This window comes from Rothia sp. 88186D007BW (genome assembly GCF_053544215.1).
This window is the reverse complement of the sequence record NZ_JBPPTR010000012.1, coordinates 71,589-83,963: the sequence shown is the minus strand read 5'-3', so window position 1 is coordinate 83,963 and position 12,375 is coordinate 71,589. Positions and strand designations below refer to the sequence as shown.

Below are 12,375 nucleotides of genomic sequence, written 5' to 3'. Positions count from 1 at the left end.
GCTCATATTTTTGCCGCGGGTGGGGCCGTTGTCTAGTTGGTGGGTGTGGGGTGCGTGTCTACTTTTGAATAAGCCTCATTATTTAAGTCAACGGGTGTAGCCCATGGTATCTCACCATTCCAGTTTTCCTCAGCTGGTGTGGGCGTTCCTCCGTTGATGATTTTTACGATACGTTTAAGCTGGACTCTAGGCGCTGCCATTAACCTAGCACCTCTTCCAGTCTTTTCTTGATTCGGCCCAGCACCTCGTTCAGGTCGCGGTCAATCTCCTCCAGGGAGCGCGGCGGAACATACTCGTAGAAGTGGCGGGTAAAGGGAATCTCCGCCCCCTCCTTAGTCTTAGGCTCATCAATCCAGGCATCAGGCACAAAGGGCTTTACCTCGCGCTCCAGGTACTCATGAATATCCTCGCCCCAGGGCACATTCTCAGTATCGCGCAGGCTAGCGTCAGCCACCGGCTTCTTAGCCTTCATCACCACTTCAGCGGATTCATCGCGTTCAGCCAACTCATCCACCAACTTAGTCAAAGCCGCAGGCTTCACCAGGGCACCGGCGTCCGCAAACACCTGCAAAAGCTCAGCCTTCACACTGGCCACATCAGCACCAACAACACCAGCCTTGCTCTCAACCAAAGCAGCAAGCGAAGCCCGCACAGCGGCGTCCTCACCCTCAGCCAGCTTGAGCTTGCCAAACTCCTTAGAAGCTAAGAGCCGCTCGACCCGCTCAGCAGTAAAACCCCAATTCAAACGCAAAGGGCGCTCCACCGTAATCGTGCGGTACATAAACTCCTCACGATCAAAAACCTTAGACCGCTTATCATCAGCAGCATCAAAAGCAGCATAGAGGCGGGTAATCTCAGCAATCTGCTCCTCACTCAGGCGCTTCCGCTTAGACCCCACCGACTTACGCATCTTCTCAAACATATTCGTCGCGTCAATCAGCTGAACCTTACCCCTACGCTCAGCCTTCTTCTGCTTATTCAACACCCAAATATAGGTAGAAATACCGGTGTTATAGAACATGTCAGTAGGCAGGCCAATAATTGCCTCAAGGTAGTCCTGGTCCAAAACCCACTTACGAATATTGGACTCACCAGAACCCGCGCCACCCGTAAAGAGGGGAGAGCCATTCAACACAATAGCCCCGCGGCCACCCACCTGGGCAACACCATTGCTAGCAACCCTCGGCTCATTGAGCTTAGAAATCAGGTGCTGCAAGAAAAGGAGCGAACCGTCAGAAACCCGGGGTAAGCCAGCACCAAACCGGTCTGTAAAACCCTGGTTCTTATGTTCAGCCTCAACCACAGCCTTAGCGCCCTTCCAGTCCACACCAAAGGGCGGGTTGCTCAGCCCGTAACGGAAGGTGCGGTTCTCAAAGGCCGGGTCAGTCAGGGTATTACCCAGGGCGATGTTATCAACGTCCTGGCCCTTAACCACCATATCCGCCTTACAAATCGCATAGGACTCGGGGTTGAGCTCCTGGCCCAGCAGACTTACATCGGCAGTGGGGTTCAGCTGGTGAATCTTATCGTCAGCCTCCGACAGCATACCGCCGGTGCCAGCGGTGGGATCATAGACCGGCCGGGCAATATAATCAGTGCGCAAATCTTCATCATCAGCCAGCAGCAGGTTAACCATCAGCTCAATGACCTCACGCGGGGTAAAGTGCTCACCGGCAGTCTCATTCGAATAATCTGACCGTACTGATGCTGCTTATAGGTACCGCGCAACACATCAGCCACATTCCAAATGAACTGAGAATAGTTCAAAGAAGACACACAAGCCCCTCAACATCAGCAAAATAATGGTTCCCAATAAAAACCAATAATACCCAAGGAACATTCAGGGCAGATGAAGTACAGCTCTTGTGTCTCACCTGCTAGAAGACCCCCGTGGAAGAAACCGGTCAGCACAGTAACAACCTGACCGGCAGGCGGAGCAAACACAGTGTGAACGGTAGGGGAGTAGCCCGGCACTTTCTGCCCAGCCCCACCGCTGCCATCCGCTAGGATGGAATGGTGAACACACCAGCACCCAGCGCCGCCGAGGGCGCTTCACTGCCCGCCGATATTGCTGCCCGCCTCAAACGCGATGAGCACGGTCTTTTTGCCGCCATTATCCAGCAGTACGACACCCGCGACGTGCTTATGCTCGGCTGGATGAATGACGAAGCCCTGCACCGCACCCTCACCCAGGGGCGGGTGACCTTCTGGTCCCGCTCCCGCCAAGAATACTGGCGCAAGGGCGATACCAGCGGCCACTACCAGTACGTCAAAAGTGTCAGCATCGACTGTGACGGTGATGCCCTACTCCTTGAGGTAGACCAGGTGGGGGCCGCTTGCCACACCGGCACCACCACTTGTTTTCAAGCGGGCGGGCAGTTACCTGCTGTGACCGGCGTCCGCCCCGAATAGTCCTATAGCCACACCAGAACCAGAGGAAATCATGCACGACTTGGGAATCGTCGAACCGACCTTAGAAGAGTTCCGTGAACTAGCTGCCAGCTGCCGCGTCATCCCGGTGCGCGTCAAAGTTCTCGCCGATGCCATGACCCCCATCGGCATCTACCGTTCCCTGGTCGCCGCCGACGGCACCCCCGCCCCCGGCACCTTCCTACTGGAATCAGCTAACGAGCAAAAACAGTGGTCCCGCTACTCCTTCATTGGTGCATCTAGCCGCTCCACCCTCACCACCAAGGGCGGGCAGATCCTCTGGCAGGGGATTACGCCCTCCGGCGCGCCCACTGAGGGCGACCCCGTTGAGGCTATCCGCCAAACCCTTGAGATGCTACACACTGAGCCGCTTGATAACCTGCCCCCGCTCACCAGCGGCCTGGTCGGCTACATGGGGTGGGATGTGGTGCGCCACTGGGAGAAACTGCCCGGCGGCCCAGTAGATGACGTTAACCTGCCCGAGTTCGCCTTGAACATCGTCTCAGATATGGCTGTGCACGATAACGCCGACGGCACCGTCACCTTGATTGCTAACGCCATCAACTTCAACGGCACTAGCGAGAACGTTGACGCCGCCTACGCCGATGCGCTCTCTCGTGTGCAAGCCATGATGGGTAAACTGGCTCAGCCTGCCCCCGAATCTGTCTCAACTCTCAGCGGCACGGCGGACGTCCAGGCGCAGGTAGCGCAGGTTAAACACACCTGGGCAGAACAAGGCTTTCTAGATGCTATTGAGAAGTCCAAGAAAAACATTATTGACGGCGACGTCTTCCAGATCGTGATTTCCCGCCGTTTTGAGGCTGAAAACCGGGCCAGCGCACTGGATGTTTACCGGGTGCTACGCCAGTCCAACCCCTCACCTTATATGTACCTCTTTAACTTTGAGTCCACTGAGGATGGTGAGCCTTTCCAGATTGTAGGCTCCTCACCTGAGGCTCTGGTCACTCTTAAAGAGGGTACTGCCACCACCCACCCCATTGCCGGGTCGCGTCCGCGCGGGGCAACCCGCGAAGAGGATCTGGCCCTGGCTGAAGAGCTCCTGGCTGATGAGAAAGAACGCTCTGAGCATCTCATGCTCATTGACCTGGCCCGCAACGATCTTTCCCGCATCGCGGTTCCCGGTAGTGTCAATGTCACCCAGTTCATGGAAATCGAGCGTTTCAGCCACATCATGCACATCTCATCTGAGGTGCAAGCCCAGCTGGCTGAGGGCATGAACGCCTATGACGTGCTGCGGGTGGCCTTCCCGGCAGGTACTCTCTCAGGTGCCCCTAAGCCCCGTGCCATGCAACTTCTTGACGAATATGAGGTGAGCGCCCGCGGGGTCTACGGCGGTGTGTGCGGTTATTTCGACTTTGCCGGCAACATGGATATGGCCATCGCTATCCGTACCGCCGTGCTCAAGGGCGGGCGGGCTTACGTGCAGGCCGGTGCCGGTATCGTCATGGATTCGGTGCCGGCCTCTGAGGCCCAGGAAACCGTGAATAAGGCGGCAGCGCCCCTGCGTGCTGTGCTCACCGCATCGGGCCTGGCCCCACTTTCTGCTGAGGTGGCTCACTAGATGGGTGAGCCGCAGGCCCCCGCTACAGAGGCTTCCCCCACCCGCCCAGTACCGGGCTGGGCTGCACCTGCCCGCGTCATGCTAGGGTGCCTAGCTGTTGCTGCCGCAGCCTTTGTAGCTACCCTACCTACTTGGGTGCGCGCCCAGGTGAGCACCGTGGTCTCCACCTCTACCCTGCACATTTCTGGGGCGGACGCTGCCCCCACCGTCTCTGCCCTAGCGCTCGTTGCCCTGGTGGCCTCCGTGGCCCTGCGTATTGCCGGGCCCAAACTGCGTAAGGTACTGGCTCTAGCCCTGGTGGGCGTGGGGGTGGGTCTGGCGGTTGCCGCTTTCGGTGTGCACGCCGACCCGCAGGCTGCCTCGATGGCCCAGGTCAGTGCAATCACCGGCACTAACGCCCCCGCAGACTCCTACGCCGTGACTGCCTTGCCGCTGCTGGCGTCCGCCTGTGGAGTGCTGGTGGCCCTGGCCGGGGTGTGGGCTTTTGCCGCCACCTCCTACTGGAAGACCAAACGCACATACGACCGCTCCGCCGCCCGGGAAGCCCGCCAAGCCTCTGCCCAAGAACCAGACGACATTGACACCTGGGACTCCCTGAGTGAGGGGCAGGACCCAACCGACCGGGAGTAATCTGCTGAGGCTTATATTCGTGACCTTATCGTAGGTAATAAGTTTCTTCTAGTGAGCACAAAGAATCTAAAAAGAACTCCTTCGAAGATTCAAATTTTGGATATATTCCCAGGGTTAAAAAACTTCCTAGGGGCGTAAACTTTTTATATTAACTATTGCCCACATCTCACTCTCTTGGTAATTTAAATCATATCTACTTGTTGTGCATAAGCATAAGGATGTGACCACCATGAAAACCCTCTCCAAGGCCACCGCTTCCCTGACTATTGTAACTTTAGCTTTGACCTACTCCGTCCAGGCCTAGTATCTTTTGCTAGATTCTGCATACTCTCCCTGCTTTTGAGGATTTTCCCGTGCGTAATACCTTGACCAAAATCTCCTGTGCCCTTATCGCGGGGGCCCTGGCCCTAAGCCTGAACTCTTGTTCCGGTTCCCTCTCGCACATTAGCCACCCCTGGCCAAATGCTGATGTAGAGAGCAAGAATATCCTTGATGGAGTTGACTATGTTCTCTACGCCAGTCGCCCCATTTCTGGGAATCTGCCAGTCAATCGAGGCAGATTGATCCTAATTAAAGCGGACGGGAGTTTTGAAACAATTGAGACTTCCGGGATGGATTCGGCAAAGTTGATCTGGGATGAGAGGGGTATTTATTTTACGGATAAGGAAAAAGACTACCTGCTGACCAATGATGGGTTGCAGATGTGGGATGAGCCGAAGGCTACCGGACATTATTCCCTGTATGAGCGGGGCGATGAGTACATTAGCCTTTACAATGCTGGCCGTCTTAAGGAGACCCCCAAGGAGTCTTACAGTACTCAGGTAGTGGTGCGTTCTGGGAGCACGAGCCGGAACTTTATCGTAGAGGGCGAACACGCTGCTAGTGGCCTGTGCGAGGATGGGCAGGTCTATTCTGTGGCTGAGCCGACTGGTGATTATCAGGATCCCTCTCAGCCAAGAGGCCTTGAAGATTACGCAGTAGCGCTTTTTCGAGTCAATCTCGATGCTGAGAAAGAGGAGGTGGTCGCTCGCGGTGGGGAGGATATTGGTTCGGTCTTGTCTCGGGCTACGGTATGTGAAGACCGGGTACTGTATTCCATTATGCGCGTGAGAGATGGGGAGACCTGGGAGAAGCCTTCCTTGGCCTATTTACTGGCTTGGGATACGGTGACTGGTGAGTATGCGGTGAGGCAGATGCTAGATCCTGAGGGTGAGCCTGTACAGGCAAGCGTGGAGGGAGGGGGCCGGAGCGCTGAACTGGGGTACCACGATGACTTTGTTGTGGCTGAAGATGGGAGGTTGCATTGGTATATGGGTGATCGTGTATTTGCTACAGATTTGGCTACCGGTAGGACTGAGGAGCTGTTTGAGGTTTTTCCTGAGGCCGTGAATGGGAATGTGAGCATTCGTTTTGGGGAGGACGATTTTACCCTGTTCGTTGATGATCATGATCTGGATTATTTTATGATGACCCGGCATAACCGGGCCACGGGGGAGGAGCTTGATCGGGTTAAGTTGCACGGTTTATTGGAGCTGACGTCTCCTGAGCGGTTGATTCCGAGAGGTTTTGCGGCTCGCCCCGACGGTTTCTAGCATTCAATTTTTTCTTCGTATCCACCCCCGACTCTTTTTCTTGTGACTAACTAGACCCTTCCTAGGTGGTCGGTGTGGAGTTTGTACCTGCTGTCGAAGCAGTAGTTGCAGGCAGGGTTCGGTGGGGGTGATTTGCAGATCGGACGCCTGTGAGCTGGTGGGCAGCACCGCCTCAACGGTATGCGTACCCCGGGTGATAGGGGAGCACTGTCCCAGGTAAAAATTGGGGGTGATGCTGGTGAAGTCCTGTTCTAGATAGTCGGGTATGTCCGCGGCGTTGACGTAGCGCTCTTCGCGTTGGATGGGCAGTCCGTCGTCGTGTACGCACGAGTAGACCCTCGATTGTCATCTCGCGTATAGCGCGGTTGATGGTCATGCGGGAGAGGCCCAGGGCATTGGCCAGTTCATTTTCTGAGGGGATGCTTTCGCCTGCTGTCCAGTGGCCGCTGTTAATCTGCTCTGTGATGATGGTTTTGAGTAGCTGGTAGGCGGGGTTCTTGTGGCCTTGTGCTCAGCGAATTGCTGGAACAAACGGCGGCACCGGCCGTGCAGCCCGCTCCTGGGAAGCTTTTGATGCTATCGTCGCTACCCTCAAAACCCTCAAAGACGATGAGACCATGCTGGTACAGTCCGGCAAACCCGTGGGTGTCTTCCGCACCAATGAGTGGGCCCCGCGCGTGCTGCTGGCTAACTCCAACCTGGTCGGTGACTGGGCCAACTGGGAACACTTCCGCAAGCTCGAAGCCGAAGGCCTGATGATGTACGGCCAGATGACCGCCGGTTCCTGGATTTATATCGGCAATGCCGCCGAAATTTTCCCCGAGTTGCTGCGCCGCAAGGCCCCCATCGACATCGTCACCGATCAGACCAGCGCCCACGACCCGCTCAGCTACCTGCCCACCGAGGTTACTTTCGAGGACTGGAAAGTAGAGGCCGCCCGCAAGCTACGGAAGGCTGTGGATGGGCTCACCCGTGTCCTCGCCATTGAAATACTCACCGCCGCCCGTGGCATCGACCTGCGTGCCCCGCAGACCCCCTCACCTGCAACAGCTGCCGTGATTGAGCGCCTACGCAAAGATGTGGCCGGCCCTGGCCCCGACCGCTTCCTCTCACCCGAAATTGAGCAGACCGTGCAGTTAGTTGCTAACGGTGAGCTACTGGCGGCAGTCGAAAGCGTCACCGGCCATCTTGCCTAAGGAAATAAAGAGCACACGGGTGCCTAAACTGGGCCAAAGAGCCCGCTATCTCATAAGATAGAAACAAGCACCCGTGTGCTCTGCCCCAGGTACCGGCAAGCGCACGCCCACACAGTACAAGGAGACTCACATGGCACAGCAGACCGTTGAGATGGTCCCCGACCAGCCCTACAACAACCACGGCAACACCACCGCCTCATGGGCCATGGTCGGCATCATGATCGCCGGTGCTGTTATCGGTGCAATCGGCTTTTGCATCTCAAACACCCCCATCCTCATCGTCGGTATCGCAATTATTGCTATCGGCCTTGTCACCGGTGTCGTGCTCCGCGCAGCAGGCTACGGCCAAGGCGGCAAGCACACCAAGTACCACCACTAAAAACCAACCTGCGCCGTCCGCGCACCAGAACCAAGGGGCACCATGACCGTACTAGACGACATCATCGTAGGCGTCCGCGAAGACCTCGAAACCCGCCGCGCCGCCCAGCCACTTGAAGACCTCAAAAAGCGCGCAGTAGCCCAAGCCCCAGCCCTCGACGCCCTAGCCGCCCTCCGCGGTGCCCAAGCTAGCAGCGTCGAAATTATTTCTGAAGTTAAACGCTCTTCCCCCTCCAAGGGTGCCCTCTCAGCTATCCCAGACCCCGCCCAGCTGGCTGCCGCCTACCAGGCCGGGGGAGCAACTGCTATCTCCGTGCTCACCGAAGAACGCCGCTTCAAAGGCACCCTAGCCGACCTTGACGCCGTCCGCGCCGCTGTGAGCATCCCAGTCTTGCGTAAAGACTTCACCGTCGACGAATACCAGATTTGGGAGGCCCGCGCCCACGGCGCCGACCTCATCCTGCTCATTGTCGCAGCCCTCGATGACGCCACCTTACGCCGCTTCCTCGACCTCACCCACCAACTGGGCATGAACGCCCTAGTAGAAACCCACACCCCTGAAGAAATTGAACGAGCCATCGCCCTCGGTGCCCGCATCGTAGGTGTAAACGTGCGCAACCTCAAAACCTTAGAAGTTGATAACAATAACTTCAGCGCAATGGCCCCCCTGCTGCCTGCCGATGCCATCATCGTCGCCGAATCAGGGGTAGCTAGCCCCCAGGACGTCGCTACCTACGCCTCCCACGGTGCCAAGGCTGTGCTTGTGGGCGAGGCCCTGGTCAAATCAGGCACCCCCACCGAAACCCTACGCGAATTCCGTGCCGCCGGTGCCCAAGCACGAGAAACCTGGCTGGCCGCCGCATCAGCCTAACCCCCGCCAACCCACCATTTGCTGGGCAGGGCGCCTACCGGCGTCCGCCCAGACCACCAGACATTCACCGATTAGCCCCACAGAAGGGAAACCCCATGACTGAAACCCTGGCAGAACAATTCCTAGCCTCGGGCCAAAGCCTCAAAAACGCCCCCGGCCCCTACTTCGGCAAATACGGTGGCCGTTACATGGCAGAATCCCTCATCGCCGCCATGGACGAGCTCGAAGAAACCTTTGAAAAAGCCAAACTCGACCCCGAATTCATCGACGAGTTCCGCCGCCTCTCAGCCGAATACTCCAACCGCCCCTCCCTGCTCACCGAAGTACCCCGCCTCTCAGAAGCAGCCGGGGGAGTGCGCTTCTTCCTCAAACGCGAAGATCTCAACCACACCGGCTCCCACAAAATCAACAACGTCATCGGCCAGGCCCTACTGGCCAAGCGCATGGGCAAGACCCGCCTCATCGCAGAAACCGGCGCAGGCCAGCACGGTGTCGCCACCGCCACCGCCGCCGCCCTCTTCGGCATGGACTGCGGAGTCTACATGGGCGAAGAAGACACCGAACGCCAAGCCCTCAACGTAGCCCGCATGCAGCTACTAGGTGCAACCGTCATCGCCGTACAGACCGGCTCACGCACCCTCAAAGACGCCATCAACGAAGCCTTGCGCGACTGGGTCTCTAACGTAGATACCACCCACTACCTCCTAGGCACCGCAGCCGGCGCCCACCCCTTCCCCGCCATGGTGCGCTACTTCCACGACGCCATCGGCACCGAAGCCCGCCAACAGTTCCTCGAAGCCACCGGCACCCTACCCACCGGCATCGCAGCCTGCGTAGGCGGCGGCTCCAACGCCATCGGCCTCTTCCACGCCTTCCTCGATGACGCCAACGTCAAAATCTACGGCTTCGAAGCAGGCGGCGACGGAATCGACACCGACCGCCACGCAGCCACCATCAACCTAGGTCGCCCCGGCATGCTCCACGGCGCCATGACCTACCTCATGCAAGATGAAGACGGCCAAACCATCGAATCCCACTCCATCTCAGCAGGCCTAGACTACCCCGGCGTCGGCCCCGAACACGCCTACCTCTCAGACATCGGCCGCGTAGACTACCAGGCTGTCACCGACACTGAAGCCATGGAGGCCCTACGCCTACTCTGCCGCACCGAAGGCATCATCCCAGCCCTCGAATCGTCCCACGCGCTCGCCGGTGCCCTGCGTGTTGCTCAAGAATGGGCCGCGGAAGACCCGGCTACCGCCCACGAAAAGTCCATGATTGTCTGCCTTTCAGGCCGCGGCGATAAAGACATGGAGACCGCCCTCAAATGGTTTGGCCTGGGTAAAGCTATCCCCTCAACCAGCCTGAATGTGGGGAATAAAGAAGCCGCGGCAGAAGCCACCGCGCAGAATGATGAAACCGCGCAGAACGAAAGCAAGGGTGCCTAAATGAGCTACATGGATTTTCAGGACGAGGCCCGCTACTCGGTGCGTAAGGGCATTTTCCCTGCCCCCAACCCCGATTCTCAGCTGGCCGCCCGTTTGGCTGACTGTAAGGCCCAGGGCCGTGCTGCCCTGATTGGTTACCTGCCGGTGGGCTACCCCAGTGTTGATGAGTCCATTGAGGCTGCTATTGAGATGGGCCGTAACGGGGTCGATATTATTGAGCTGGGCTTGCCCTACTCAGACCCTGTGATGGACGGCCCTGTGATTCAGCGGGCCACTGTGGAGGCCATTGAGAAGGGCTTCCACACCGATGATTTGTTCCGTGCTGTGCGTGAGATTACCGCTGCTACTGATGCGGTGGTTCTGGTGATGACCTACTGGAACCCTGTGCTACGCCGCGGTGTTGATCTCTTTGCCCAGCAGCTTGCTGAAGCTGGTGGTGCGGGTCTGATTACCCCTGACCTGGTGCCTGATGAGGCCGCTGACTGGTTTGAGGCTTCAGAGAAGCACGGCCTTGACCGTATTTTCTTGGCTGCTATTTCTTCTAGCCCTGAGCGTCTTTCTCTGATTTCTCGGGCTTCGAGCGGTTTCGTTTATGCTGTGTCGGTCATGGGTGTGACCGGTGCTCGTTCTTCGGTGAACACTGCCGCTGAGACCCTGGTCGCTGATTTGCGTGCTGCCGGTGCCCCTGCCGCCTGCGTGGGCTTGGGTGTGTCCCGGCGTGAGCATGTTGAAGAAATCGGTGCCTATGCGGACGGCGTGATTGTGGGTACTGCTTTGGTGAAGGCCTTGGCTGAGGGCGGCCCGGCTGCTGTGGGTGCCTTGACTCGCCAGCTAGCTGGCCGCGAGTAGGGCTTCTATGGTGGCTTCTACTGTCTTGGCGTCGATTCCTTCGCCGTCCGTTTCTGCTTTTGAGCTGGGCCCTTTGACGATTCATTTCTATGCCCTGTGTATTCTGGCGGGCATTGTGGTGTGCCTGTGGCTCACTGGCCGCCGCTGGGCCGCCTGGGGTGAGGACCCTGAGCGTGTGTGGGATGTTGCCATGTGGGCTATTCCTGCCGGTATTGTTGGTGCCCGTCTTTACCATGTGCTGATTACCGACCCTGGCTCTTATTTTGGTGAGGGCGCTGACCTGCTTGATGTGTTCAAGATTTGGGAGGGTGGTATCGGTATTATGGGTGCGATTTCTGTCGGTGGCTTGGGCGCCTGGTATGCCTGCCGCCGCTATGGTATTTCGCTCCCTAAATTTGCGGACGCCGCCGCCCCCGGCATCATGATTGCCCAGGCGCTGGGCCGCTGGGGTAACTGGTTTAACCAGGAGCTTTTTGGCAGGCCCACTACCTTACCGTGGGGCCTGGAGATTTCGGCAACTTCACCTAATTTTCCTGACCAGTACCCTGTGGGGACGCTTTTTCACCCCACCTTCCTCTATGAGTCCTTGTGGAACCTACTTGGTGCTGCCTTACTGATTGCCCTGGGCCGCCGCGGGGTATTCCAGATGGGGCAGATTTTTTGGGCTTATGTCACCTGGTATGGGTTTGGCCGTCTCCTGATTGAGTGTTTCTTACGCATTGATACTGCTGAGATGCTGTGGGGTGTGCGTGTTCATGTGTGGACCTCTGGCGCGGTCTTGTTGTTGGGTATTCTCATGTTCGCGCTCATGGGTGCCCGTGCGCGCAGGTGCGGGGAGCTGCCCGGTGCTTACCGGCAGGGTTCTTCTGGGTCCGGCTTTTCCCGGCCGGGTAGGGACGAGCCCGCCCCGGCGTCCGTCCGTTCCGGCAACTAGCGCACAAGCATAGAAACCAATCCGCATTTATTCTGAATAGTCCGCAACTAGTTGCGGGTAAACCAGAATAAGTGCGGATTATTTTGTGGCTTGGTGCCGTGCTGCTCTGTCTGTTTCTGCCCAGGCCCCTATCTCAAATAGCAAGATGTGGGGCTATTAAAGAGTTTCATTTTGTCTCTTTGGCCGCCACCAATAATTGAATTATTACGATAATTATTCATGACCTAATTCTATTTTTCCTTGGCTGAGCGGGGAAGTCCTGAGGTGACACTCGGCTCTAAGCCTCTATTTAACAGGGAAGTGAGCTGTCGCGGCGGTAACCAGAGGCTGGGTGAGCTGTTGAATCTTTACACGCAGCGGTGTATAAATTTACACATACGTAACGAAACCTCTTACGACTGATGGAAGTTTTACCTCGCCGCCTATCCGAAGGCGGGGTTGCCCCTAGTGCAGGAACCCCACCCT

At 57.5% G+C, this 12,375-nt stretch carries 11 protein-coding genes and 2 pseudogenes; 10 read left to right on the top strand and 3 right to left on the bottom strand.

The genetic code is table 11. From position 1 onward, the window contains the following. Positions 1-199 precede the first annotated feature (199 nt). Positions 200-1,636, bottom strand: coding sequence for an HsdM family class I SAM-dependent methyltransferase (locus ACEE09_RS08060; protein WP_449083671.1), 1,437 nt, complete (start codon positions 1,634-1,636; stop codon positions 200-202). Positions 1,637-2,013: 377 nt separating this feature from the next. Here ACEE09_RS08060 and hisI point away from each other — a divergent pair, with 377 nt between their 5' ends. From hisI to ACEE09_RS08040, 4 genes are all read left to right on the top strand, one after another. Beyond that, positions 2,014-2,412: a phosphoribosyl-AMP cyclohydrolase gene (hisI, locus tag ACEE09_RS08055; protein ID WP_449083669.1), complete on the top strand. Its 399-nt coding sequence runs from the start codon at positions 2,014-2,016 to the stop codon at positions 2,410-2,412. 31 nt (positions 2,413-2,443) lie between these two features. Further along, a complete protein-coding gene (locus ACEE09_RS08050) occupies positions 2,444-4,012 on the top strand; it encodes an anthranilate synthase component I (RefSeq protein WP_449083667.1) in 1,569 nt (522 codons plus the stop codon). Further along, positions 4,013-4,642 (top strand): Trp biosynthesis-associated membrane protein, encoded by a 630-nt coding sequence (locus ACEE09_RS08045; protein WP_449083665.1) that lies wholly within the window; start codon positions 4,013-4,015, stop codon positions 4,640-4,642. A 353-nt stretch (positions 4,643-4,995) separates the two neighbouring features. After that, entirely contained in the window at positions 4,996-6,234 is a 1,239-nt protein-coding gene (locus ACEE09_RS08040) for a hypothetical protein (protein WP_449083664.1), read from the top strand. 3 nt (positions 6,235-6,237) lie between these two features. On the opposite strand, the gene ACEE09_RS08035 is transcribed toward ACEE09_RS08040, so the two are convergent. Both ACEE09_RS08035 and ACEE09_RS08030 read right to left on the bottom strand, forming a co-directional pair. After that, a complete protein-coding gene (locus ACEE09_RS08035; protein WP_449083680.1) occupies positions 6,238-6,537 on the bottom strand; it encodes a UTRA domain-containing protein in 300 nt (99 codons plus the stop codon). Further along, positions 6,524-6,700: pseudogene (locus tag ACEE09_RS08030) on the bottom strand (GntR family transcriptional regulator); the annotation flags it as partial. The gene ACEE09_RS08035 and the pseudogene ACEE09_RS08030, both read right to left, overlap by 14 nt. A gap of 67 nt (positions 6,701-6,767) precedes the next feature. Here ACEE09_RS08030 and ACEE09_RS08025 point away from each other — a divergent pair. The 6 genes and pseudogenes from ACEE09_RS08025 to lgt all read left to right on the top strand — a co-directional run. Next, positions 6,768-7,430: pseudogene (locus tag ACEE09_RS08025) on the top strand (aromatic amino acid lyase); the annotation flags it as partial. 130 nt (positions 7,431-7,560) lie between these two features. Further along, positions 7,561-7,809 carry an HGxxPAAW family protein gene (locus ACEE09_RS08020; RefSeq protein ID WP_449083662.1) on the top strand — a complete coding sequence of 83 codons (249 nt, stop codon included), beginning with the start codon at positions 7,561-7,563 and terminating at the stop codon, positions 7,807-7,809. 42 nt (positions 7,810-7,851) lie between these two features. Beyond that, the gene (gene trpC / locus ACEE09_RS08015) at positions 7,852-8,679 is read left to right on the top strand and encodes an indole-3-glycerol phosphate synthase TrpC (RefSeq protein WP_449083660.1); all 828 of its coding nucleotides are present in this window, start codon (positions 7,852-7,854) and stop codon (positions 8,677-8,679) included. A 95-nt stretch (positions 8,680-8,774) separates the two neighbouring features. Further along, positions 8,775-10,127, top strand: coding sequence for a tryptophan synthase subunit beta (gene trpB / locus ACEE09_RS08010; RefSeq protein ID WP_449083659.1), 1,353 nt, complete (start codon positions 8,775-8,777; stop codon positions 10,125-10,127). Then, on the top strand, positions 10,128-10,976 hold the full coding sequence (trpA, locus tag ACEE09_RS08005; RefSeq protein WP_449083657.1) for a tryptophan synthase subunit alpha: 849 nt from the start codon (positions 10,128-10,130) through the stop codon (positions 10,974-10,976). 7 nt (positions 10,977-10,983) lie between these two features. Next, positions 10,984-11,910, top strand: coding sequence for a prolipoprotein diacylglyceryl transferase (gene lgt / locus ACEE09_RS08000; protein WP_449083655.1), 927 nt, complete (start codon positions 10,984-10,986; stop codon positions 11,908-11,910). Positions 11,911-12,375: the final 465 nt, after the last annotated feature.